The sequence below is a fragment of the Nocardia sp. NBC_01730 genome (assembly GCF_035920445.1).
Lineage (GTDB): Bacteria > Actinomycetota > Actinomycetes > Mycobacteriales > Mycobacteriaceae > Nocardia.
Window position 1 is genome coordinate 2,435,269 of record NZ_CP109162.1, and the last position, 24,206, is coordinate 2,459,474.

Annotated in this window: 18 protein-coding genes; 11 read left to right on the forward strand and 7 right to left on the reverse strand. The window is 64.7% G+C overall.

The features are described from left to right. Positions 1 to 1,795: 1,795 nt before the first annotated feature. A complete protein-coding gene (locus tag OHB12_RS09210) occupies positions 1,796 to 2,566 on the forward strand; it encodes an MHYT domain-containing protein (protein ID WP_327118041.1) in 771 nt (256 codons plus the stop codon). Positions 2,567 to 2,775: 209 nt separating this feature from the next. Here the strand turns inward: OHB12_RS09210 and OHB12_RS09215 are convergent, their stop codons facing one another. Further along, complete coding sequence (locus OHB12_RS09215; RefSeq protein WP_327118043.1) at positions 2,776 to 3,966, reverse strand: 4-hydroxybenzoate 3-monooxygenase; 1,191 nt, start codon at positions 3,964 to 3,966, stop codon at positions 2,776 to 2,778. A gap of 247 nt (positions 3,967 to 4,213) precedes the next feature. On the opposite strand from OHB12_RS09215, the gene OHB12_RS09220 reads away from it, so the two are divergent. After that, positions 4,214 to 4,993 carry an IclR family transcriptional regulator gene (locus tag OHB12_RS09220; protein WP_327118045.1) on the forward strand — a complete coding sequence of 260 codons (780 nt, stop codon included), beginning with the start codon at positions 4,214 to 4,216 and terminating at the stop codon, positions 4,991 to 4,993. A gap of 21 nt (positions 4,994 to 5,014) precedes the next feature. On the opposite strand, the gene OHB12_RS09225 is transcribed toward OHB12_RS09220, so the two are convergent. Further along, positions 5,015 to 5,473 (reverse strand): MarR family winged helix-turn-helix transcriptional regulator, encoded by a 459-nt coding sequence (locus OHB12_RS09225; protein WP_327118047.1) that lies wholly within the window; start codon positions 5,471 to 5,473, stop codon positions 5,015 to 5,017. A gap of 387 nt (positions 5,474 to 5,860) precedes the next feature. On the opposite strand from OHB12_RS09225, the gene OHB12_RS09230 reads away from it, so the two are divergent. The 8 genes from OHB12_RS09230 to OHB12_RS09265 all read left to right on the forward strand — a co-directional run bounded on the left by OHB12_RS09230 (position 5,861) and on the right by OHB12_RS09265 (position 15,623). Further along, positions 5,861 to 7,312 (forward strand): aldehyde dehydrogenase family protein, encoded by a 1,452-nt coding sequence (locus OHB12_RS09230; protein ID WP_327118048.1) that lies wholly within the window; start codon positions 5,861 to 5,863, stop codon positions 7,310 to 7,312. Positions 7,313 to 7,341: 29 nt separating this feature from the next. Then, positions 7,342 to 8,445, forward strand: a complete 1,104-nt coding sequence (locus OHB12_RS09235; protein ID WP_327118049.1) for an NAD(P)-dependent alcohol dehydrogenase — start codon at positions 7,342 to 7,344, stop codon at positions 8,443 to 8,445. Between the two features lie 32 nt (positions 8,446 to 8,477). Continuing rightward, on the forward strand, positions 8,478 to 9,401 hold the full coding sequence (locus OHB12_RS09240; protein WP_327118051.1) for an SDR family NAD(P)-dependent oxidoreductase: 924 nt from the start codon (positions 8,478 to 8,480) through the stop codon (positions 9,399 to 9,401). A 109-nt stretch (positions 9,402 to 9,510) separates the two neighbouring features. Beyond that, a complete protein-coding gene (locus OHB12_RS09245; protein ID WP_327118053.1) occupies positions 9,511 to 10,386 on the forward strand; it encodes an amidohydrolase family protein in 876 nt (291 codons plus the stop codon). Continuing rightward, the gene (locus OHB12_RS09250; protein WP_327118055.1) at positions 10,383 to 11,921 is read left to right on the forward strand and encodes an acyl-CoA synthetase; all 1,539 of its coding nucleotides are present in this window, start codon (positions 10,383 to 10,385) and stop codon (positions 11,919 to 11,921) included. The genes OHB12_RS09245 and OHB12_RS09250 overlap by 4 nt, the downstream gene beginning before the upstream one ends. 21 nt (positions 11,922 to 11,942) lie before the next feature. Beyond that, the gene (locus OHB12_RS09255; protein WP_327118057.1) at positions 11,943 to 12,407 is read left to right on the forward strand and encodes a MaoC family dehydratase; all 465 of its coding nucleotides are present in this window, start codon (positions 11,943 to 11,945) and stop codon (positions 12,405 to 12,407) included. 337 nt (positions 12,408 to 12,744) lie between these two features. Further along, positions 12,745 to 12,927: a hypothetical protein gene (locus OHB12_RS09260; protein ID WP_327118059.1), complete on the forward strand. Its 183-nt coding sequence runs from the start codon at positions 12,745 to 12,747 to the stop codon at positions 12,925 to 12,927. Between the two features lie 299 nt (positions 12,928 to 13,226). Further along, positions 13,227 to 15,623, forward strand: coding sequence for an ATP-binding protein (locus tag OHB12_RS09265; RefSeq protein WP_327118061.1), 2,397 nt, complete (start codon positions 13,227 to 13,229; stop codon positions 15,621 to 15,623). Positions 15,624 to 15,666: 43 nt separating this feature from the next. Here the strand turns inward: OHB12_RS09265 and OHB12_RS09270 are convergent, their stop codons facing one another. From OHB12_RS09270 to OHB12_RS09285, 4 genes are all read right to left on the reverse strand, one after another. Then, entirely contained in the window at positions 15,667 to 16,458 is a 792-nt protein-coding gene (locus tag OHB12_RS09270; protein WP_327118063.1) for an alpha/beta fold hydrolase, read from the reverse strand. Positions 16,459 to 16,510: 52 nt separating this feature from the next. After that, positions 16,511 to 17,446: a PDR/VanB family oxidoreductase gene (locus tag OHB12_RS09275; RefSeq protein WP_327118065.1), complete on the reverse strand. Its 936-nt coding sequence runs from the start codon at positions 17,444 to 17,446 to the stop codon at positions 16,511 to 16,513. Between the two features lie 181 nt (positions 17,447 to 17,627). Further along, positions 17,628 to 18,710: an aromatic ring-hydroxylating dioxygenase subunit alpha gene (locus tag OHB12_RS09280; RefSeq protein ID WP_327118067.1), complete on the reverse strand. Its 1,083-nt coding sequence runs from the start codon at positions 18,708 to 18,710 to the stop codon at positions 17,628 to 17,630. A gap of 102 nt (positions 18,711 to 18,812) precedes the next feature. After that, complete coding sequence (locus OHB12_RS09285) at positions 18,813 to 19,559, reverse strand: IclR family transcriptional regulator (RefSeq protein WP_327118069.1); 747 nt, start codon at positions 19,557 to 19,559, stop codon at positions 18,813 to 18,815. Between the two features lie 431 nt (positions 19,560 to 19,990). Here OHB12_RS09285 and OHB12_RS09290 point away from each other — a divergent pair, with 431 nt between their 5' ends. Then, entirely contained in the window at positions 19,991 to 23,344 is a 3,354-nt protein-coding gene (locus OHB12_RS09290) for a protein kinase domain-containing protein (RefSeq protein WP_327118071.1), read from the forward strand. Positions 23,345 to 23,483: 139 nt separating this feature from the next. Here OHB12_RS09290 and OHB12_RS09295 read toward each other — a convergent pair whose 3' ends face one another. Next, positions 23,484 to 24,098 carry a TetR/AcrR family transcriptional regulator gene (locus OHB12_RS09295; protein WP_327118073.1) on the reverse strand — a complete coding sequence of 205 codons (615 nt, stop codon included), beginning with the start codon at positions 24,096 to 24,098 and terminating at the stop codon, positions 23,484 to 23,486. Positions 24,099 to 24,206: the final 108 nt, after the last annotated feature.

The following is a 24,206-nucleotide window of genomic DNA, read 5'->3' on the forward strand; positions in this document are numbered from 1 at the left end:
AAGCGGCTCGGACCCCTGCTTCCGAACGCGCCGATCATGTACCGCGTGTGACTCGCTCCGTCTGCGCCCCGAATCGAAACCGAGCGCTGACCGGCCTTGCACGGCGACCACCCACCTCTCATTTGCCGATGTTTTCCAACATCTTCAATCTGAAAAGCAGGACTTTTGGACACACAAGCCCAGCGTCCAGGTCCACCTACGATCAGCTATCCAACAGCATTCGCGCTCAGTCTAGACACACCAAACCCTCAAACCTGCGCCGAAGGCGGGCGTTTCGATCTTCGGTTCAGTGGAAGAGGCCGCGACGACCGCGCTCGATCCTGTCACACCGACGTCGGCGAGCTCCGCAAAAGTTCCTGCTATCGCAGGGAATTCAGCGCAAAGTACCCGAAGCGGACACGGTGCCGACGTGCAGAACACCCTCAGCTGCGGGGCGGAACCGGCTACAGATGACTACCGCCTCGCCCGTCGGCGCCAGCCGGTTCAGCGACCGCAGGCACATCCCACCGCCTCCAGACACTCTCATAGCAAATCATGGCAATGTCATGGCAATGTCATGGCAATGTCATGGCAATGTCATGGCAATGTCATGGCAATGTCATGGCAATTGCACAATATACCCATGGATCAGGAATTCCTGCTATTTAAGCCAAGGACGCGAATTCAATTCACAAATGCCAGTTCCGTGTCGAAACAGACGTTCATCCTACTTGGTCGAGAATGATTCATAGGATAATTTCTACAAATATTTGAGATATTTCCTGGCTGCGCGATCGGAACTGGCACAATTCTGCGGAACGGTGGGGTATACGGTTTCAATCTGGATTCGTTCGGGGTTTTCATTTTCGACGGATCAGTCGTGCGACTCGCCGGCGGCACCATCGGCGGTATCTCCGCACGATCCAGATGACGACCACCGGGCGTCACGAGCCACGCCGATCAGCTGCACATTACCCAATCATGTTGGGAAACAGGGTTTCTACGCCAATACGAGGTCAATTGGACGGTTCAGCCGAAGGCACAGCCGTGCCGCATCGCCACCGGGACCACGCACAGAGATTTACGAATAAAGGCATTTGAGATCACGAACAGACCAACCGTAGGTGCGCGACACGGCGGAAGGTCAATCCGAACAAGCGGGAGCGGGGTGAATGAAGCCAGCCGATTACATTTCACACTCGGACGGATACCGGCGGGGCGCACTTGCGACAACGACAAGCCTCCGGCAGTGGTCGATAATCCCATACCCGAGCTAGGCGAGACGGCCCCGTACGGCGCGGTATCCAGGCCGGCCGCGTCTGAATTTCCGGCAGCCAGGAGGAGATTCGATGCGTGTGCTCCTGTCGACACTCGGGTCGCACGGAGACGTCCGGCCTCTACCGGCGTTTGCAATTCGGTTGCGGGAGTTCGGCGAGCAAGTCCGGCTCTGCGCATGCCGGACTTCCACGACATGGTCGACGGCTTCGAGCCTGCGTCTCGTGCTCGCCGACCCGAGATCACGGGATCCAGACCACATCCCGCAGGGGGCAATGCGGTGTGACTCAGCGCGGGTTGGTCTGTTCAGCATGTGAGCCGAGAGTTTTCTGGCAGTCCCGACGGATTCCCGTCTCCAGATCGATCGAGTCGTGCGATCCGCCCGCCGCTACTCGCCAGCAGCGGCCGACGCACCGAGTGGTCGAGATCCGGCGTGTTCTGGGAATTTTGCGGATAACTGTGCTCTTAATTGCTTACCTGCTGGTATCTCTGTAGCCTCCGTGCTCAACGCTCGCTGAAGACCTTCGATCGTGGAGTTCGCATGCTAGAAATCGACCACTTCAGCTATGGCTGGCTAACACCTGCCATCGCCTACATCATGTCCGTCACCGGTTCGCTACTCGGGCTTCGCTGCGCCGCCAGGGCGGAAGTAGGGAGCCGCGGCTGGCTCGTCGCCGCCGCGGTCGCCATCGGTGGTACCGGCATCTGGGTCATGCATTTCATCGCGATGCTCGGGTTCTCCATCCACGGCGCATCCATTCGCTACAACGTTCCGATCACCCTGGTGAGCGCAGTTCTCGCGATGGCGGTGGTCTGGTTGGGCCTTTTCGTCGCGAACAATACGATGTGGCGCCCGCTCGCCCTACCCGCCGGAGGCGCGATCACCGGGCTCGGGGTGGCTGCCATGCACTATGCGGGCATGTACGCGATGAAGTCGGACGCGATCATCGGCTACGACGGTCGAGTGGTGGCGCTGTCATTGGTGATCGCGGTGGCGGCGGCGACCGCGGCACTGTGGTTCGCTCTGCACGTCCGGGGCGTGTTCGTCACCGTCTGCGCAGCACTGGTAATGGGTGTCGCCGTATGCGGGATGCACTACACAGGCATGTTCGCGATGCACGCGCAGACGCCTGGGCACGCGCACTCACCCACGGGCGCGGGTACAGCGCAGTTGCTGACCCCGCTCATGGTCAGTGTCAGCATGGTCACCATGCTGCTGCTCCTGCACATCGGCATCACCGACGTCGAGGATCGGCCCGCCACCCCCGCTCACGAACCACGCTCTGTCCCATACTGGCCGACTCGGCATTGAGCCGGGACGCACTGTTCCGAGCTCATCCTGAGCATGCCCGGCCCGCGGAATTCCGCACCGCGATCATGACCCGGGCTTGCGGCGGCAACCGCGATCCGTCCGGCGCCCGGCGTTCATCATGCCTCGATCGGCTCCGCACCCGAAGATCTCGGTCCGGCGGAGCCCGAGCCGAGTACCGGACACCACAAGCCCGGCGCTCCCTACCGTCGCTACCCCGGCCATCCGGTGTAAGCCTCGGCGAGGTAGCGCGAACCTGCTTCCGATCCGACGACGGAGCGTAGTTCGCCCAGTTGACGCCGAGTGTCGAAGTCGTCGGCGTTGTCGAGTCGGTGCAGCATGGTGGTCATCCAGTACGAGAAGTGCTGCGCCTTCCAGACTCGTTCGAGTGCACGCGCGGTGTATCGGTCCAGAGCGTCGACATCGTTCTTCGAGATCGCGCACTCCAGTGTCTCGGCGAGCACGCGTACGTCGGCGAGGGCAAGGTTCAAGCCTTTGGCGCCGGTCGGCGGGACGGTGTGAGCGGCGTCGCCGGCCAGCAGCATGCGTCCGTACCGCATCGGTTCCTGAACGAAGCTGCGGAAGGGCAACACCGTTTTCTCGATGATCGGGCCTTCGGCCAGGCGGAGCCCGTCTTCACCGGCGAGCCTATGCCGCAGTTCGCTCCATATTCGGTCATCCGACCATTGCCCGATGTCTTCGGTTGCGTCGCACTGGAAATACATCCGCTGCACCGTGTCAGTGCGTTGACTGATCAAGGCGAATCCGCGGTCAGAACGTGTGTAGACGAGTTCATCCGCACTGCGTGGCGCTTGGGCGAGTATTCCGAACCACGCGAACGGGTATTTCCGAAAGTATTGCCGCCGTTGGGCTTCCGGTACTTCGTGGCGACAGATACCGCGAGAGCCGTCCGCGCCCACCAGGTAATCGCAGCGGATCTCTCGCCTGCCACCGTCTTCGTCGGTGAACCGGATACCCGGAGTGGAGCCCGTGATGTCGATGACTCGGGTATCGGTCACACCGAACCGAATGTCGCCTTCGTCGCGGTTTCGCGCGTCGGCCAGATCGATGAAAACGTCCGTTTGGGGGTAGAGCCACGTCGATGCGCCGACAAGGGCTTGGAAGTCGATACGGTAACTGGTTCCGCCGAAGCGCAGGTCGATTCCTTTGTGTTCGTGCCCCTCGGTGAGAACGCGGTCGGAGACACCGCTGTCTACAAGCAATCGGACGCTGTCCCGTTCGAGGATGCCGGCGCGATGGGTGTGTTCGATCTCGGGACGGGTGCGGGTGTCGACCGCGATCGAGTCGATGCCGGACAGGGCGAGCAGGTGCGACAGCATCAGGCCGGCTGGGCCGGCGCCGACGATGCCGACGGCAGTCCGGACGACGTTACGCTGAGCCATGGCGAGGGTTCCTTCGGTCGATGATCAGATCTGGTTGTCGGTAGCCAGAATCGGTGCGGCGAGTCGGAACCGCGGTCTGCGGCCGGGACGCCGCAGTTGCGCCGAGCCGCCGCGGCGGAGATGTCCTGCTGGGACGACAGGGACGGATACAGCCGACCGGAGGAACACTCATGTGGTGGACCGTATGGATGATGTCGCGGTCAGGTCCAGCGTAGGATTTCACTCAGCGAAATCCATGGAGGAAACGATGGCCGGGAACACCGGGCAACCGGGTGCGAGTGTGATCTCCCGTGCGCTCGCGCTGCTGTCCGCGTTCGACGACCGCCATCGCAGCCTCACCCTGACCGAACTCGCCGATCGTGCCGACCTGCCGACGGCAACTGCCTATCGGCAAGTCAAGGAACTGGTCGACGGCGGAGCGCTCACGCGAAACAGCAACGGCGAGTATGTGATCGGCCGAAAAATCTGGAATCTCGGCCTGCTCGCGCCGGTACAGACCGAGCTGGGCCAGATCGCTTCGCCGTTCCTGCACGACATTTACGCGGCAACTCTCGCAACGGTACATCTCGCCGAACGCGACGGCGACCGTGTGCTCTACCTCGACCGGTTGTCCGGTCACGCCTCTGTGCCGGTGGTCAGCACGGTGGGATCCACACTTCCGATGCACTCGACCGGCGTGGGCAAAGTACTGCTCGCGCATGCTCCGGCCGACGTTCAGACGCGTGTACTCGCATCGCTGACGCGGATCACGCCGTTCACGATCACCCAGCCGGCACGCTTGAATGAGCAACTCGCGCGGATCCGACGGGACGGGTACGCGACGGCAGTCGAAGAGATGACCCTGGGCGCCTGCTCGGTCGCTGTGCCGATCACCCGCGCCGGAAGCTCGGGAGATCCCGAGGTCGTCGCCGCACTCGGCATCGTCGTGCCAAGCCTCAAACGCGACCGACCACGCCTTACCGCCGCGCTTCAAGTCGCCGCGCAAGGCATTTCACGCAGCCTGGCACCGGGTCGCCCCCGCGTGTGACATCGTGCCCCGCTGTGGCGGTCAGGACAATGCGTGCCACGCACGGGTCAGAGCCAGACGGAAATCTTCTGCCTCCTCGGGCGTGAGGCTGCTGACCATTCGCTGTTCGAGCTCGGCCACCTGTTCGGCGACACCGGCGAGTAGTTGCCGTCCGGCAGCGGTCAGGTGGATCAGCAGCTCGCGCCGATTGTGCGGGTTTCGTTCTCGCCGAATGAGGCCGCCCTTTTCCAGCGTGCGAACCATGTCCGCCATCGATTGGGCGGTGACGAACGAATCCCGCGCCAGCTGTGCTGCGGGCAGCCCTTCGTGACGTTCGAGCACGGTCAAGGCGGTGTACTGCAGCGCGGTGATCCCGAACGGGCGCAGCAGCTCGTCGAGATGCGCCCGAACCGCGAGTTCGACCCGTTTCACCGCGTACAGCAGAGAAGTACGATCGAGGCCGTAGTGGCCGGCCGACAGGTCCGTAGCCGACACCGTCATGAACACCCCTCGGATCCACCCCACACCGTCGCGGGCATCGAACCGGAACGTTCGACGAGTTGAGGATAGACTATTAACAGGAATCCTGTCGATATTATCGAAACCGGGGACCCACTCCCGATCCCCACCCGAGTGATCAACAACATGACCCGCGGCTTCGCCCATGTTCCCATCCGGGCCCGGTAGCCGAACCCGGACCGGTCACGTCGTCGCGGGATTTTCAGGCGAGTTACGACGTGCCCATTGACAGGAATCCTGTTGATAGTGCATAGTGGCTTCCATCACATGAACCATCAGGTTTCCTGTCAATATGAACAGTTTCCTCATACCTGGTCGGACCCCAGCCGCCACCGCGGTCGGATTCTGTAGAAGCGGGATCGAAAGACAATGTTCGACAACGATATTCACGGTCAGCTATTCATCGGCGGGCAATGGCGAGACTCGGCCTCGGGTGGCCGCACCGACGTCATCGATCCGTCGACCGGGCGGGTGATCGGCACCGTCGCCGACGCCGCGGTCGCCGATGCCGACGCCGCGGTCGCCGCCGCCCAGGACGCGTTCGTGAGCGACGAGTGGGGCCGGCTGAGCGGGCGTGAACGCGCCCGTATTTTGCAGCGTGTCGCCGACCTGGTGCGCGAGAACGCCGACGAGATCGTGCGACTGGAGAGCCTCGACGTCGGCAAGCCGGTCGCGTTGTGCCGTCCGGTCGATGTGGTGACGACCGCCGAACAGTACGAGTACTGCGCGGCACTGGCACAGACCCTCGACGGCGCTACACGCAAGGTCCCGCTCAATGCGTTCGCCTATACCCGCCGGGAGCCGTTGGGTGTGGTGGCGGCGATCACCCCGTTCAACTTCCCGCTGATCCTGTCTACTTCCAAGATCGCTCCGGCCCTGGCGGCCGGAAATGTCGTCGTACACAAGCCGGCGGAGGACACCCCCCTCAGCGCGTTGTTCATGGCAAGCCTGTTCGAGCAGGCCGGTGTACCCGCGGGAGTTGTCAACGTCGTGACCGGCTCCGGGTCGGTGATCGGGGAAGCCCTCCTGAAACATCCCGGGGTGGACAAGATCGCCTTCACCGGCTCGACGTCCATCGGTCGGCACGCCGCCAGCGTCGCAGGAGAGGCGCTGAAGCCGGTGACGATGGAGCTGGGCGGCAACGCCGCGCACATTGTCTTCGACGACGCCGACGTCGAGAAAGCGATCGGCGCGATCATCAAGGGCTTCGTGTTCAACACCGGCCAGTTCTGTATGGGCGGGCCGCGCCTGCTGGTCGCGCGACCGCTCTACGACACGATCGTCGGGATCCTCGCCGACGCCGTCCCCGGGGTCCCGGTCGGCGATCCGAGAGATCCGGAAACAGTGGTCGGCCCGATGGCCGCCGACCGGCATGTGAAGAAGGTCGAAGAGTACGTCGAGCTCGCACGCCAGGAAGGCGGCCGCGTCGTATGCGGTGGCGAGCGAATCGATCTGAACGGTGGCTATTACTACAAGCCCACCGTCATCGCCGACCTCGCCGACGACTCCCGCGTCGTGCAGGAAGAGATCTTCGGCCCCGTCCTCACCGTCCAGCCGTTCGACACCGAAGACGAAGCGATCGACATGGCCAACCGCACACCCTACGGCCTCGCGTCCGGCCTGCAGACCACCAACCTGGCCCGAGCGCATCGCGTCGCCGACAAGCTGCAGGCCGGGATCGTCTGGGTCAACGACTGGGCCATGCTCGATCCCGCGATCCCGTTCGGCGGTGTCAAAGACTCCGGATTCGGCCGCGAATACGGGCCGGAAGCGCTCGCCTCCTACACCAAGGTCAAGTCCGTCGTCGTCTCACTCGACTGAGCCGACCAGCCCACACAAGGAATCCTGTCATGACCACCACCACGGCTGCCGTCGTAGCGAGCGGCGGAGCGCCCTTCACCCTCGTCGATGTCGAGCTCGACGAACCACGACCCGACGAAGCGATCGTGCGGATAGTCGCGGCCGGACTGTGCCACACCGACCTCGGCGTCGCGAGCGGTGGGTTGCCCTTCCCGCTGCCCGGCGTGCTCGGCCACGAAGGTGCCGGAATCGTGGAACGCGTCGGGTCCGCGGTCACTTCCGTGGTCCCCGGCGACCACGTAATCCTGTCTTTCACGTCGTGCGGCCGGTGCCGAAACTGCCGGGATGGGCATCCCGCCTATTGCGCATCCTGGCTGCCGCTCAACCTGATCGGTGGAGTCCGCCCCGACGGCAGCCACACCGTCACACACGGCGGCACACCCGTTGGCGCGCATTTCTTCGGCCAGTCCTCGTTCAGCAGGCACGCGCTGGTCGATGAACGCAGCATGATCAAGGTCGCCCCAGACGTGCCGCTGGAGTCGGTTGCCCCGCTCGGGTGCGGCATCCAGACGGGAGTCGGTGCCGTCTGGAACGTGCTCCAACCACGACCAGGCGCAAACATCGTGGTCCTCGGCGCGGGCGCGGTCGGGCTGTCCGCGGTGATGGCAGCCGTGTTGTCGCCCGCGACCACGATCGTCGCCGTCGACAAGGTCGCCGAACGCCTGGAGCTCGCCCGCGAGCTCGGCGCCACCCACGTCATCGATGCCAACGACACAGACGTTGCGGGCGCGGTCGGGAAGATCACCGGTGCGGACGGTGCGGACGGGGTCGTGGAAACCACCGGCAGTCCGAGCGTACTGCGCACGGGCGCCGACGTCCTGGCCCCGCGCGGCACCCTCGTCATCGTCGGCGCGCCACCGTTCGGATCCGAAGTCGCCCTCGACGTGAACGCCATGCTCCCCGGCCGGAAAGTGATCGGTCTCACCCTCGGCGACGCCGAAACCCAGACCGTGATACCCGCGCTCGTCGCGCTCGTCCGTAGCGGCAGGTTGCCGGTCGACAGACTCATCACCCGCTATCCCTTCGAGGACATCGGACAAGCAGCACAGGACATGGCGTCCGGCAAGACGATCAAACCCGTCCTCATCTTCTGATCTCCTCGTCGAACCCTTCAGGAAGGAACCCCATGGATCTCACCGGCAAAGTCGCGATCGTCACCGGCAGCGGGCAAGGTCTCGGCCTGGCCTACGCCAAGGCGTTGGCCGACGTCGGCGCGGCCGTCGTGGTCAACGACGTCGCCGAGGATCGGGCCGAGAAGGCCGCCGCCGAGATCGCCGAAGCCGGTGGTCGTGCTCTCGCTGTTCCGGTCGCCGTTGGCACCACCGAAGCCGCGCAGACGCTCGTCGGTCACGCCGTCGACACGTTCGGGCGACTCGACGTGATCGTCACCAACGCAGGCATCCTCCGGGACAAGGTGCTGTGGAACATGTCCGACGACGACTTCGACGCCGTCATCCACGTGCACCTCCGTGGCACGTTCACCTGCGTGCGGGAAGCCGTCAAACATTTCCGTGCGGCCGGACACGGTGGTCGCGTCGTGCTGGCCGGCTCGCCTGCCGGCCAGCGCGGCAACTTCGGTCAAACCAACTACGCCGCCGCCAAAGCGGGCATCGCCGCCATGGCACGCACCTGGGCCATGGAATGCGCGAAGGCCGGTGTCACCGTCAACGCCGTCATCCCCAACGCCGCTACCGCGATGACCGAAACCATCCCGTTTCTCGCCCCGTACGTCGAAGGTATGAAACAGGGCGAACCGATCCCGTCCATCGTTCGCCGGGCGGCTTCGTTCGGCGGCCCCGAAGACGTTGCCGGCTTGATCGTGTTCCTCGCGTCCGACGAATCCGCCGGCATCACCGGCCAGTGCATCGGCATCGGTGGCGACCGCCTCTCACTCTGGTCGCACCCGAGCGAGATCCGCAGCGCATTCCTCGACGGGGGTTGGACCGCCGAGGCGATCGCCGAGGCGTTCGACTCCTCCATCGGCGAACAGCTCGAGACCTACGGAATTCCACTACCCAAGATCCCGACGACCCAGAAGAAGCCGGCATGAGCGGTCAGGGCCCCCGCTCATGCCACAAACGACACAGCATGAGCGTCAGCCCCGGAGGCGGCACCCTGCGTAACCACAGCGGGCCCGCGAAGGACGAGGAGGGCACCGTATGAGCCTCGACTTGGACAATCTCGTCGCGATAGACGTGCACACCCACGCGGAAACCGACGGTTGCGGTCACTACTCGCTTCCCGACGAGCTGCGCGCCGGCGCCGACAAGTACTTCGGCGCCGAGTCCGGACCGCCGAGCCTCGACGACATGGCCGACTACTACCGGCAGCGCCGGATGGCCGCGGTCGTGTTCACCGTCGACGCCGAATCCGCGCTCGGCCACCGCCGGCTCAGCAACGACGACATCGCCGCTGCCGCCGCCGAGCACGACGACGTTCTCATCCCATTCGGGAGCATCGATCCGGCCAAAGGCAAAGTCGCTGTTCGGGAAGCGCGACGATTGGTCACCGAGCACGGCGTACGGGGCTTCAAATTCCACCCGAGCCTACAAGCGTTCTGGCCCAACGACCGTGCCGTGTACCCGCTGTACGAAACCATCAGCGAACTCGGTGTCCCTGCCCTTTTCCACTCTGGACAGACAGGTATCGGATCCGGTCTTCCCGGCGGCGGCGGCATCAGGCTCAAGTACTCCAACCCGATGCTGCTGGATGATGTGGCGGTCGACTTTCCTGACCTCACCATCATCATCGCCCACCCGTCGTTTCCGTGGCAGGACGAAGCGTTGGCCGTGGCGACGCACAAACCGAAGGTCTACATCGACCTGTCCGGTTGGTCACCGAAATACTTTCCGCCGCAACTGATCAAGTACGCGAACAGCCTACTCAGGCGGAAAGTGTTGTTCGGCTCCGACTTTCCGCTGATCGCACCGGACCGCTGGATGAAGGATTTCGACCAGCTCGACATCAAGGATGAGATCCGGCCACTGATCCTGCGTGAAAACGCCATCACCGCATTGGGGTTGACAGTGCCATGATCGACCAAGGAATCGGGTCCTGGCCACGCCGCCGCGCCCGGATGGAACCGCACGCGCTCGCCCTCGTCCAGGGCGAACATCACCTCGACTACGCGGGTCTGGCCGAGCGCGCCGACGCACTCGCCTGTGCTCTTGCCGATCTCGGGGTCGACAAAGGCGACCGCGTCGCCTACCTCGGACCCAATGACATCGCAACCTTCGAAACTCTTTTCGCCACTACCCATCTCGGTGCGATATTCGTCGCCTTGAACACACGTCTCGCCGCACCTGAGATCGCCTACATGCTCGACGACAGCGCCCCCATCGTGTTGGTCGTCGCCCCAGCCAGCGAAGTGGTCGGGGCCGACGCGGTCTCGCACACCGCTAGGCGACCGCACCTGCTGCGACTCCGGGCGAACAGCGACAGCGGCACGTACGAGCGCGCGATCAGCGAGCACATCGGAAGCACACCGTCTCTTGCGCCGGTCGGGCTCGACGATCCCGCGCTGATCCTCTACACGTCGGGAACCACCGGCCGACCCAAAGGCGCCGTGCTCACCCACGGCAACATCACCTGGAACACGCTGGCCCAGTTCGCGCACTTCAGCCTCAGCCGCGACGACGTCAGCCTCTGCTCAGCTCCCCTGTTCCACGTCCTCGGTTTAGGCCAGATCACGCTGCCCACCTTGTATGCCGGTGGAACCGTAGTGGTCATCCCCAAGTTCGAGCCGAGCGACTTCCTCGCCACCATCGAACGGGAGAAGGCCACGGCATTCCCACTCGCGCCCACCATGCTGCAGATGCTGTGCGAACTTCCCGAATGGGACGACGCCGATCTGTCCAGCATTCGGGTGGTCGCGTTCGGCGGCTCCCCGGTCGTGGAACGCGTCGCCACAGCGTGGCTCGCGCGTGGAATCCAGGTGCTGCAGGGCTACGGCATGACCGAGGCGGCCCCCGGCGTGTTCATGGCCCTGAGACACGGGGCAAACGCGCATCCCCTCTCGGTCGGGGTGCCCCACTTCTTCACCGACGTCGCCTTGCTCACCGGCGAGGGCGAAATCATCGACGGCCCGGGTCGAGGCGAGCTCCTCGTCAGGGGCCCCCATGTATTCGCCGGGTACTGGCAGCGGCCTGAAGCCACCCGAGAGGCATTCATAGACGGCTGGTTTCGCACCGGCGACATCGTGCGCATCGACGACGACGGCTGGGCTTACATCGTCGACCGCGTCAAGGACATCATCATTTCCGGCGGCGAGAACATCTACCCGGCTGAAGTCGAAGCTGCCATCACCCAACTCGACAGCATCACCGAATGCGCCGTCGTCGCCGTTACCGACGAGCAATGGGGCGAAGTCGGGCTGGCATTCATCGTGGCGCGTCCCGGCCACGCCGCTGACGAACACACGATCCGCGCGCACCTCGAGGCAAACCTCGCCCGATACAAGATTCCTAGGTATTTCGTCTACCGCGAAAGCCTGCCACGCAACGCAAGTGGCAAGATCCAGCGGCTCGAGCTCCGCGAAGATGCCCGACAGAATCTACAACCCGCGCCCTGACCGGCAAAGAAAGTGACCGTCATGACCACTACCGTCAGCAAGCCCGCCGACCTGCTCGACCTTGTCGGCGCCGACCTCGGCAGCAGCGACTGGATCGAAATCCCCCAGAGCGACATCGACATGTTCGCCGAAGCCACCCACGACGAACAGTGGATCCACACCGACGTCGAACGCGCGAAGACCGGCCCATTCAAAGGCACCATCGCCCACGGCTACCTGACGCTGGCACTGCTCATCCCGCTCTGGTCGGAGATCCTCGTGATCGAACACCGCGGCATGGCGATCAACTACGGCCTCAATAAGGTCCGCTTCCCCGCGCCTGTCCCCGCCGGATCCAAAGTCCGGCTCAGCGCCACCCTCGCCGACGTGACAGACCTCGGCGGCGGCGCCGTCCAGGTCACCGTCGACGCCACCATGGAACGCGAAAGCTCCGACAAACCCGTCTGCATTGCCCAGATGGTGCACCGCTACTTCGCCGAAGAGTGACCGCGATAGCGAGCACGCGGCCCGAGCTCAGACTTCTGTGCCGTTGTCTGCTTCTGTCGGTCACGTCGTCATCGCCGCGCACAGGACGTCGTGCACCGCAGTGGCTTCGACCGACGATCTGCCGCTGTTCTCAGCCGGTGTCGAGCACTTGCGATCACACTCCCCCTGGGAGTGGGGAGCGGCCGATGACGCAGGAAGGAACCTCGGCGAGAAAATCGCCGAGATTCACGCAACCGTGATGTGAACCGATCGCGTGCCGCTGCTCGTATGACTTCGGTGACCACATGTGTAGACCTTCGGCCCGTACAGCCGTGGTGCCCGCCGAGGATGCTGGTGGTTGCCGGCGAAGCCCGGTGATCTACTCGAGGCGGTGATGTCGGTCGGTGCGAACACCGGGCTCCTGGTCGGCGCAGTGTCACGGACACCAGCCGCCGTACTCGGGCAGGTCCGGTTGCTTCCTGCGGGCGCGGGATCGCGGCCGTCGGTGTCGGCTGGTCGGTCCTGCGCGCGCACCTGGTGATCTGTCGCCTGGCGTGTAACGTGCGGACCGCTCGACGCGGTCGCGGTGCTCCGGTCCCAGCCGGCGAACACCGGCAATCTCCTTCGAGGTCGATGTGCTGCCTCCTCGGGTTGTGAGAGCCGTCGCCGAAAGATCATTGCTGGTCGCTCCGCGTCCGCGGGGATGTCCTCCGATGCCGGTCCGCGGCCTCGGCATACTCACGACGGCCGTCCAGTGGCACGCAATCGAGGCCGTGCCACCACCGAAACCGAGAGACAATAGCGCTATCCGTTCGAGTTGCAGAAGGGATGGTGGCCCCAATGAGCGACGTCGTCGATTTCCGTCGGTTGTTCGAATCGGCGCCGGGGCTGTATCTGGTTCTCGATCCGGACCTGCGCATCGTGGCGGTGACCAACGCGTATGCGCGGGCGACCATGACCGAACGCGCGCAGATTCTCGGGCGTGGCATCTTCGAGATCTTTCCCGACAACCCCGAGGACGTGCGTGCCGAAGGAGTGCGGAACCTGCGGGTGTCGCTGGAGCGGGTGCTGCGCGATCGGGTCACCGATGCGATGCCGGTGCAGCGCTACGACATCCGCCGCCCCGACGGCACGTTCGAGGAGAAGTTCTGGAGCCCGTCCAACTCCCCGATCATCGACTCGTCCGGCGAGCTGCGCTACATCATCCATCGTGCCGAGGACGTCACCGAGTTCATGCAACTGCAGGCCTCCGGCGCGGCACAGCAGCGGGAGACCGCCGCACTGCGCGCCACGACACGGCAGATGGAACAGGAGGTCTTCGTTCGCGCGCACGAGGTGGCCGAGGCCAGCCGCCAGCTCAAGGAGGCCAACGCCGAACTGGCCGATCTGTATGCGCGCACCAAGGAGCTCGACGAACTCAAAAGCCAATTCTTCGCCAACGTCAGCCATGAACTGCGCACTCCGCTGATGTTGATCCTGGCGCCCGCGCAGAAACTGCTGGACGACACTCCCGACGACAGCTCGAACCGCGCAGACCTCGAGTTGATCATCCGCAATGCGCAGATGCTGGTCGGGCAAGTCAGCAATCTGCTCGACGCGTCCAAGCTCGAGGCGGGCGGAGTCCATCCCGATTACGCGCGCGTCGACGTTGCCGAGCTGGCTCGGCTCAGTTCGGCCCACTTCGAATCCCTGGCTGTCGATCGCGGGGTCGCATTCACCGTCGATGCCCGGCAGCCGATCACTGCCGCCCTCGATCCCGAGCACCTGCAGCGGATACTGGTGAACCTGCTGTCCAACGCGTTCAAATTCACCGAGTCGGGCGGCGCGGTGCGCTGTTCGGTGTGCGCGGGTCGAGATGATCGACTGATCATCGAGGTCGCCGACAGCGGTCCCGGTATACCGGTGGAGAAGCGGTCGGTGGTATTCGACCGGTTCCAGCAAATCGATGGCGGGCCCAACCGCAAGGTCGGCGGCACCGGCCTGGGTTTGAGCATCGTCCGCGATCTTGTCCGGCTGCACCGAGGTGAAGTCACCGTCACCACTGCGCCGGAGGGCGGGGCGATGGTGATCGTGGACCTGCCTCGGACCGCGCCTCCAGGCACTCCGGTCCGCGCGGTGGCTGTGGACACCGAGTTGGAGCGACAGCTCCGCGATCCGGTCGAAGCGATTGCGGAACTGACGTCCATGGCGGACTCGGTGCCGGAGCGGTCCCCGGTCGCTCCACCGTCCAGGCCGGTGGTAGTGGTTGTCGAAGACAATGCGGATCTCAACGCTGTGATCCGGCACGCATTGTCGGGACCCTACCGCGTCCTCGCGGCCTTCGATGGCCGGTCCGGGCTGGAGCTGGCGCGGTCGTGCCGTCCGGACCTGATCATCTCCGACATCATGATGCCGCAGTTGAGCGGAGACCAGTTGCTCGCCGAGGTGCGGGCCGACCCGGTGCTGGCGAACACACCGGTGCTGATAGTCAGTGCCCGTGCCGACGACAAGTCGCGCCTGGCGCTGCTGCGGGCCGGCGCCAACGACTACCTGCCGAAACCGTTCCCGCTCACCGAACTTCACGCACGCGCGGAAAACCTGGTGAATCTCCGGCTCGCCGAAGCCCGCCTGCGGACTGTGCGGATCGCGGGCGAGCGTGAACGCATAGCAATCGAATTGCATCGCACCGTGATTCACCGGCTGTTCTCGGTCAGCCTGCAGCTGAGCGGGGTACAGTCGCTGGTCCGGCGACCGGCCGTTATCCACCGCCTCGGCGATGCAGTCGCCGAACTCGACACTGTGATCAACCAGATCCGGTACACCATCAACGAACTAGACCCGCAACCCGAGGACGGCGGGTTCCGGGCACAGCTGCTGGAACTGATCAGCGAGACCGCCGAGACGCTGGCGGCACACTCCGAGGTTTGCTTCACCGGACCACTCGACACGATCGACGAAACCCTCACCGCCGCTGTGTACGATGCGGTACGGCACCTGATGACCGTGATCGTCCGCCGCGCAACGGCCACTGAAATCGCCTTGCAGGCAACGCTCGATACCGATCTTGTCGTGGCGGTCAGTGAAAAAGCGGATGCCGCAACATACTCGGCGACAGACCGTAGCGACCCGAGCCTGCTTTCCGCGCAACTCGCCAACCACGCTGCGGCCCTCGCCATCACAACACCCGGTCCCGGCGAAATCGCGTGGACGTGGACAATCCCCGGATCCTGCACGGATTCCGGGCAGCGCGACAGGTGAGCAGATTTTCATCGAAACTAGAGGCTGACGAGCCGCTATAGTCCTAGTCGGCCGCCTCATCGGCATCCAGGAACGCCCGCACCAGCGAGGTCAGCTCGGTCGGCTTCTCGAAGAACACCACATGGCCGCTGTCGATCTCGGCGTATCGGCTGTGCTGGATCGCCGCGTGCAGGTCGCGGGTGTGTTGAACGGGAACCAACTGGTCCTGGGTGCAACCGACCACGAGGGTAGGCGCCGTGATGCGGCGTAACTCGTCACGAATGTCGACATCCCGGTTGATGGCGATCTGGCCGAGTGTCCCCGGTTCCGGTCGCACCGACCGCAGCCCAGCCAGTCCCTCGTGACCGAGCCGGCTCAGAAACGACGGGCTGAACGCCAAGAGCGGACCGACACCCGAGGCGAGATCGGCTTCAGCGGTCAGCGAGGCCGCCCACGTCTGCAGAACCAGCTGCATTCGGGGGTCATCGCTGGTCGACCAGCCCGCCACCAGCACCAGTTTTCGCACGAGATCGGGATGACGTGCGGCGAGCGACGCCGCGACAACAGCACCCAGCGAGAAGCCCAAGAGGTCGACCGGACCGGTGTCCGCGTGCTCGATGACCGCGACGATCTGGTCGACCAGCAGCTCCAACGTCGGTCCGCCGTCGGGTTCGGTGGTCTTGCCGCTGCCAGCGTAGTCGGGTGTCAGAACCGTATGGCGGTCGGTGAACGCGGCAAGCAGGTGTCCGAAGTTCGACTCGGCGCTCATACTGCTGCCGTGGACGAGGACCAATCCGGGACCGGAGCCTGAGCTCGCGTAGTGCACATCGGTGCCGGAGACGTGGACGATAGGCATGGTTGTGAAACCTTTCGAGGGGGACGTGCGCGAGCCGTCCTGGTGGTCGGGTCTACAGGTCGAGGACGAGCTTCGATGTCCGGGCACGGGACCGGCAGATCATCATCAGATCGGTATCCTTCGCGTCCAAGAGGCTGTCGCGATGGTCAGGGAGACCGTCGAGGACGACGGCTTCACAGGTGCCGCAGGTGCCCTCCCGGCAGGAGGAGAGCACGGATACTCCTGCCTGCTCGACAGCTTCGAGGATCGAGATGCCTGCCGGAACACGGACGGTCACACCGGATTGCGCGCATTCGACCTCGAACTCGCCGTCGGCCGGGGCATCGGCGATGGGCTTCGGTGCGAATCGCTCGATGTGCAGCGCGCCCGCCGGCCACATGGTGGCGCACCGTTCTTCTACGGTGCTGAGTAGCGATTCGGGACCGCAGCAATACACGAGAGTGCCGGGATCGGGTGCCAGGACCGTGTCGAGGTTCATCCGGCCGGTCTCATCCTTGGCGTGTACACGAAGATCGCCGAGCGCCGACAGTTCGGGCAGGTAGGCCATACTGCTGCGGGATCGACCGCCGTAATGCAGAGTCCAGGCAGCCCCCCGGCGGGCGACGGTGCGGATCATAGGCAGTAGCGGCGTGATGCCGATACCTCCCGCGATGAATCGGTAGCGTTCGGCGTCGTGCAGCGGAAAGTTGTTGCGGGGTCCGCGGATCCGCAGCGTGTCGCCTGCCGAAAGGTGTTCGTGCACATAGGCCGAGCCGCCTCGTCCCACCTCTTCGCGCAGGACGGCGACGGTCAGAGTGTTGCGGTCGTCGGGATCGCCGCAGAGTGAATACTGGCGGACCATGTCCGGGCCGAGGATCAGGTCGATGTGTGCGCCCGATTCCCATTTCGGGATCTGGCCGTCGGCCCCCTCCAGAGTGAGTTCGACAATGTCGTCGGCGATGCCGCGGATGTCGGCGACAGTGACCGACCAAGTCGGTTCGGTGTTCATGCTCGGACTCCCGTCAGCGTGACGGGCTGCGGAACGGGAAGGTGGCTGGTGTGGCCTGCCGGGTGGGCGAGTAGCCACTGCCAGACCTCGATCGGAGTGTCGGCGACATGCGTTGCACCGCAATGGCATACGCCCAGCAACTGGTCGATTCCCGGGTGCCACTCCACCCGGTAGCAGGCATTCATGTCCGGCTGGCCTCGGCTTGGGCGAGTTTCGCGATGAGCCGCCGCGCCGCCAAAGCGCCGGTGTCGATGTTGATCGACAATTCCTGGTAGGCGCCGCCGTTTCTCTCCTCTTCGGCGATGACCTCCTCCACCAGGTTCAGCGCGACGACGTCCTGCATCACGACAATGTGATTGTTGGCGTAGAGGTAATCGGTGACCCACTGGTCGGTTGTCGCGAAGTCGCGTGCCACGGCCCAGAAGTCGTGCACCGAGTGCGCTGTCTCGGGGGTCAGCGCGTAGACGACCTCGACATGGAACGCGTCTGGATCAGCCGCGGCATCGTAGCCGGGGGTATAGCCGTCCGGCGGGTAGTGGCCCTGTCGCGCGACTCGGCTGTGCAGCCGGTAGAGGCACGGCGGGGAGAACTCGATGTCCTGCCAGCGCGTGATTCGGCCGTATACGCCGGTCGAACTGGCGTAGAACGGTGGGCTTTCGGCGTCATCGATATGCCTGCTCACCCGCACCACCCCGGCTGTCTCGTCGACCTCCGTGGTGATCGGCGTGTCGGCCACTTCAGGCGTGCCGATGTAGCCCCCGTGCAGATAGGTTTCGTGCGACAGGTCCATCAGGTTGTCCATCAGCAGGGCATGCCGGCCCTGGATGGTCTCGAGGCCGCAGACCGTGGTCCATCCGTCCCGGGTCAACCAAGGTGCGCGCGGAATCGTCGCTGGATCAGCGGACTCACGGTCGCCGATCCATACCCAGATGAACGAATCCTGTTCCACCACAGGGTAGGAGGCCACCCGCGCGCTGCGCGGGATGCGCTGTTGCGCGGGCACCGCGATGCAGGTTCCGGTGCGGTCGTAGGTGAAACCGTGGTAGCCGCAGATAATTCGGTCACCGTCGACCAGCTGCGACTTCGACAGCGGGTAGCGTCGGTGGATGCAGCGGTCGGCCAGCGCCACCGCACTGCCGTCCTCGGCGCGGTAGAACACCAGCGGCTCGTTGCAGATGGTTCGGGCGAGTAGCTCGCGGCCCACCTCATGACCATACGCGGCCACATACCACTGGTTACGGATAATCTGGGTCGTCGGACTCATCGCGAAACTCCTGAGCTCGGCACCGAACGGTGTGCTGTGATCCACATCGTGTGGCGTCCGGATGCGTGAGCCAAGACACACTTCCGCTGGACGGAAGTGCATTCACCGCCCGCCCAGCTGCCTGCTGATCCCATTGGCCGCGGTGCGTACCGCCGGCGCCCAGGCGGCACGGCGGGAATCGCTCACCGGCACGACGATCGAGACGGCCGCGACGACCTCGCCGCCTGGGCCGAAGACGGGCGCGGCGACCGAATAGCCCTCCAGCGTGACCTGGCCTTCACTGATCGCGACGCCGATGCGGCGCACTTCGGCCAGCGCCCGACGCAATTGGTCGGGCGTGCTGATCGTCTTCGGCGTGAATACCGCAAGTGGCCGGGCGAAGACTTCGGCTACGACGTCGGCGGGCGAGTATGCGAGGATGGCCAGCCCCACGCCGGTCGCGTGCATCGGCCATCGCGCCCCCACCTGAGTGCGCACGAATACGGCCTCCCGCGCCGCGAGGAACTCGACATACACCACGTCGGTGCCATCAGGGACCGCCAGCTGCACGTTCTGGTGGGTCGCCTCGTAGAGATCTTCCATAAACGGCAGTGCGACGTCGCGCAGCGGCCTGCCCCGCGGGCAATAGGACGCGATTGCGACCATCCGCAGGCCGATCTGGTATCCGCCGCCCGGTGCCCGATCGAGCGCGCCCCAGCGCACGAGATCGACCACATGCCGGTAGACCGTGGTTTGCGGCAGCCCGGTGCGGTCGGCCAGTTCGGACAACTTGAGCACCAGATGCGAGCTGTCGAACGCTTCCAGCACCACGAGCGCCCTGGCCAGTACCGACGATTTGGCAGTCATCATCGACTCCCTCTCGCACACGACCGAGTAGTAAGACAAGCACCGGCAAGGCGACCGGTCCGAGCACTACCCTTCCATGGGATAACTGCCGCCATGGCCGGATCGACCAGCGGGCAATCGGTGCTGTCCTGGGGGTGAGCATCGCCGAGGCGTTCGAGCCAGGTCGCAACCGGTCGCTGACCGGGCCGTGCACACCACGACTTGTCACATCGACCGGTTACCTCGGCACGGACCAGCGCAATCGTCAAGTCTCTTGGCCATTCCCGGTTACCCCGCGGCCATACCAGAGTTATCGTTGGTCGACGGGTCGGGATGCTGATCCTGCCGCGGAGGTGATCGCATGGTTCGACAGCTCGACAACGAACCTGCAGGACCGAATTATCGACTCCGGCTTACGCCGAAGGTGGCGACCTGACAATGTCTGCGGGCGTGCGATGGCGGAGTTCGACGATTTAGCGACCCAACGGGACCTGCCCACCGGTATCGCTACCGAACTGGCGACGGCCGGCCTCGGAAATGCCGTGGAAATCGGCCGCGGCGGATTCGGCGTGGTCTACCGCTGTTACGAGTACGCCCTGGAACGCCACGTCGCCGTCAAGGTGCTGACGTCGGAGGTCCGCGGCGACGAGCGCGAGCAATTCGTACGCGAACAACGTGCACTCGGCCGCTTGTCCGGCCATCCACACATCCTGCAGGTCCTGCAGGTCGACGTCACCCCCACCGGCCGCCCCTACATCGTGATGCCTTATCACGCCCGCCGCTCGCTGGAACAGGTACTCCACAAGACCGGCCCGCTGCGCTGGCCGGAGGTGCTCTCGGTGGGCGTCAAGATGGCTGGGGCTCTTGCTGCCGCACATGCGATCGGCATCGTGCACCGTGACCTGAAGCCGGGCAACATCCTGCTCACTGATTACGGCGAACCCCAACTGGCGGACTTCGGTATCGCCCAATTCGGCGAGGCGACGACCTCGTCCCTGCAGATCATCCAGGGCACACCCGCGTTCACGGCACCTGAAGTCCTCGGCGGCGTGTCACCCACCGCGGCCTCGGACGTCTACGGCCTCGGTGCGACATTGTTCAGTCTGCTCACCGGACACGCCGCGTTCGCCCGGCGGACCGGCGAACAGTTGGAGGTCCAGCTCGCCCGCATCGCCACGGGATCGGTCCCAGACCTGCACGAATATGGCGTCCCACATGTGGTGCGCGAGGCCGTGGAGGCCGCCATGGCGGCCAAGCCCGCGGATCGGCCCGCCACCGCGGTCGAGTTCGGTGAACAGCTGCGGGAGGTGCAGCGCACCTGCGGGCAGGCGGTCGACACCATGGCCGTGCCGCCGGACACACCCGCCGCCGAGACGGAGCGGAGGGCCGCACCATCGGTGTTGCCTGCCCGTTCCCCCGGCTCGGTGACGCCACCGGTTCCGCCGATCGCCGCGACAAAGTTCCGGCCGCCGAGCACGCCGCGGACGCTGATCGAGCGCACCCGCATCCTGGACATCCTTCGCCACGGCGAGCAACGGCGACTGACGGTGATCCACGGCCCGGCGGGTTTCGGCAAGACCACCCTGGCCCTCCAGTGGGGGCGCCGACTGGAATCCGACGGCGCGCCGATGGCTTGGCTGACCGCCGACTCCGACGACGACAACGCCGCCTGGTTCCTCGCCCACTTGGTGGAGGCGATCCGGTGCGTGCGGCCGGAACTCGCCCGCGAACTGGGTGCACTGCTCGAGGAACGATCGTCGGACACCACGCGATACGTGCTCTGCGCGCTGATCGACGAGATCCACGACAGTGGCCAGGCAATGGTGCTGGTGATCGACGACTGGCATCGAGTGACCAGCGACGCGACCCGTGCCGCTTTGGAGTACCTGCTCGAGCACGGCTGCCACCACCTGTGGGTCGTCGTCGCCAGCCGCACCAGGGCCGGGCTGCCGCTCACCCGGATGCTGGTGCGCGACGAACTCATCGAGATCGATGTCACCGCACTACGTTTCGATGCTGCTGAAACGACTGCCTTCCTCATCGACAACGGGCTGCTACTGAGCGCCACGGATGTGACCCGATTGCAAGAGTCGACCGAAGGATGGCCCGCCGCACTCCAATTGGCATCCCTGTCGCTGCGCGGTCGCAACGATCCGTCCGCGTTCATCGATCGCCTCACCGGTCGGCACCACGTCATCGGTGAATACCTCGCCGAGAACGTCCTCGACGCACTCGAACCACAACTGCTCGACTTCCTGCTGTCGACCTCGATCACCGGCAAGGTGCGCGCCGACCTCGCCGCTCTCCTCTCCGACCGGGCCGACAGCCAGGAAATGCTCGAACAGGTCGCCGACAGCAACCTGTTCCTGTACCGCCTGGACGATGATGACGAATGGTTCCGCTACCACCACTTGTTCGCCGACTACCTCCAACGTCGGCTCGTACGCTCCGATCCCGACCGGCTCGCACAACTCCATCAGCGAGCGTCGGCCTGGTTCGCCGAACACGAGATGATCACCGACGCAGTCGATCACGCCATGGCCGCCGGTGATCCCCAGCGTGCGGTGGATCTGGTCGAAGCCCGCGCCCTCGACCTCATCGAGCGTTCCCGTATGGCCACTTTCCTCGGGATGATGGCGAAACTGCCTGGCAGCCTCACCGAATCACGGCCACGACTGCAGCTGTGCGTCGCATGGGCGAATATCGGCTTGCAGCGCCGACAGCGGACTCGGACTGCCTTGAAGAACGTTCTCGCGGCGCTGGATTCCGGTGCGGTACCAGCCGAGGATGCGGCCACGCTACGCGCTGAGGCGGCCTTGGTGACCTGTGTCGAGGAGTACGTGACCGACCGCTTCGACGGCCTGCCGAAGCTGGTGGCCGAACATATCGATGATGCAGCCTCGCCATTCGTCGCAAACAACGGCGCCACGATGGCCGCCACCGATGCGTTGAACCGGTTCGACTTCGCGGCAGCCTATCGATGGCACCGGCGGGCGGCTCCCTACCATCGCGGTCGCACGTTCGGCATGACACACAACTACTGCGTCGCAGGTTTGGCTGCCTACGAACAACTCGACATCACCAGGGCCGAGGAACATTTCGAGGATGCCGTCGCGATGTCCCGACGCTCGGGCGCTCCGACCCATTCCTCGATCTTGGCGGGCGCGCTGTTGGGGGCTCTGCGCTACGAACAGGGACGCCTCGCCGAAGCCGAACAGCTGTTGAACACCAGTGCCAGACTTGGCCGGCAGGGCGGACCGGTGGATTTCCTATCGGCCACCTACGGCACCGGGGCACGGCTCGCGGCGCTCCGCGGTGATCTCACCCTCGCCCAGAAGCTCCTCGCCCAGGGCGCGAGGATCGCCGAGGATGCGGCACTGCCCCGCCTGGCCGCACGAATCGTCGATGAACACATCCGCATCGGTCTGCCGATCCCCGACGATGTTCGTGCCCGCCTCCGACATTTGCCGCTGTATCGCAAGCAGAACAACCGGATCCGAGCCGGAATCGCGGAACTCGAGCAGGACTCCGCGATCCGGCTGCTGCTGGCCGAACACTCCCCCACCAGTATCGAAGAGGCGTGCGCCCGAGCCGATCGCATGGTGCGGGAGATCGAAACCCAGCCGCGCCCACGAGCCCTGGTACAAGCACAATTGCTGTATGCCTGCTGCCTGTGGGAGGCGCGTCGAATCGACGACGCGAAAACCCTACTGGCCCCCGCACTCTCGCTGGCGGCCCAACACGGCCTCCTTCAGTTCGTCACGGATGCCGGCCCGCATATGTCGGACATCGTCGCCGCGTCGGCATGACCGGCGTGCCCAGGTCATGGTGAACGACGGGGGCACGGAATCAGCCGAGATAGATGATGCGGACCGATAGCCCGAAACATCCCCATCGGCATCGCGCTCTCCCAACGGTGAACAAACTCCATTGACCAGCGTCACTCGGCTAGGTGTCCTTGAAAAGGAGACCGTTGGCGATGATCTCGGTTGCGGTTGTCAACAATTGGCGTAGTTCGGTTTCGTTGCGGTGCAGACGGTCCGGCCGCCAGGCGAGGCTGATGATGCCGTTCCAGGCCGACCAAAGGATGGTGGCCATGTCGACTGGGTCGACGGGGCGCAGATGCCCTTCGTCGATGCCGCGGATCAGGGCTTGAACCATGCGGTTGTTCTGCTCGTCGACCGATCGGGCGAGTCGGTCGGAGAGGTCTTTGCCTGCGGCGTATCGGCCGGGGGCGCTGGGGAAGGCGAGCATCCGGAAGTATTCCGGGTTGTTCAGATAGAACTGCAGGTATTCCTCGGCCGCGGCGTTGAGCTGTTCGATCGGTCCGCGGTCCACGGTGTAGGCGTTGTCCATATATCGCCGGTCGACGTCGAGTGCGCGTTGGATGACGGCCGCATGCAGGCCCGCCTTGGATCCGAAGTGGTTGTAGATCGAGCCGACGGCTACGCCGGCGCGTTCGGCGATCTCCTCCACGGTGACGGTATCCACGGGTTGTTCGCTGAAGATTTCCTGGGCAGCGTGCATCAATGCGTCGATAGTGCGCTGCTTTCGTGGATCCACCGAAGCTCCAGTCTTGTAGTCATTGCAAGAAGTCGCCCAGGTCGTTAGCTTAGTCAGACACTTCTTGTAATGATTGCAAGAACCCGGGTTCGTTGTAATACGAAGGAG

Coding starts and splice junctions, on each gene's coding strand:
- OHB12_RS09210 (WP_327118041.1), top strand. CDS start 1,796: ATGCTAGAAATCGACCACTTCAGCTATGGCTGGCTAACACCTGCCATC.
- OHB12_RS09215 (WP_327118043.1), bottom strand. CDS start 3,966: ATGGCTCAGCGTAACGTCGTCCGGACTGCCGTCGGCATCGTCGGCGCC.
- OHB12_RS09220 (WP_327118045.1), top strand. CDS start 4,214: ATGGCCGGGAACACCGGGCAACCGGGTGCGAGTGTGATCTCCCGTGCG.
- OHB12_RS09225 (WP_327118047.1), bottom strand. CDS start 5,473: ATGACGGTGTCGGCTACGGACCTGTCGGCCGGCCACTACGGCCTCGAT.
- OHB12_RS09230 (WP_327118048.1), top strand. CDS start 5,861: ATGTTCGACAACGATATTCACGGTCAGCTATTCATCGGCGGGCAATGG.
- OHB12_RS09235 (WP_327118049.1), top strand. CDS start 7,342: ATGACCACCACCACGGCTGCCGTCGTAGCGAGCGGCGGAGCGCCCTTC.
- OHB12_RS09240 (WP_327118051.1), top strand. CDS start 8,478: ATGGATCTCACCGGCAAAGTCGCGATCGTCACCGGCAGCGGGCAAGGT.
- OHB12_RS09245 (WP_327118053.1), top strand. CDS start 9,511: ATGAGCCTCGACTTGGACAATCTCGTCGCGATAGACGTGCACACCCAC.
- OHB12_RS09250 (WP_327118055.1), top strand. CDS start 10,383: ATGATCGACCAAGGAATCGGGTCCTGGCCACGCCGCCGCGCCCGGATG.
- OHB12_RS09255 (WP_327118057.1), top strand. CDS start 11,943: ATGACCACTACCGTCAGCAAGCCCGCCGACCTGCTCGACCTTGTCGGC.
- OHB12_RS09265 (WP_327118061.1), top strand. CDS start 13,227: ATGAGCGACGTCGTCGATTTCCGTCGGTTGTTCGAATCGGCGCCGGGG.
- OHB12_RS09270 (WP_327118063.1), bottom strand. CDS start 16,458: ATGCCTATCGTCCACGTCTCCGGCACCGATGTGCACTACGCGAGCTCA.
- OHB12_RS09275 (WP_327118065.1), bottom strand. CDS start 17,446: ATGAACACCGAACCGACTTGGTCGGTCACTGTCGCCGACATCCGCGGC.
- OHB12_RS09280 (WP_327118067.1), bottom strand. CDS start 18,710: ATGAGTCCGACGACCCAGATTATCCGTAACCAGTGGTATGTGGCCGCG.
- OHB12_RS09285 (WP_327118069.1), bottom strand. CDS start 19,559: ATGATGACTGCCAAATCGTCGGTACTGGCCAGGGCGCTCGTGGTGCTG.
- OHB12_RS09290 (WP_327118071.1), top strand. CDS start 19,991: ATGGCGGAGTTCGACGATTTAGCGACCCAACGGGACCTGCCCACCGGT.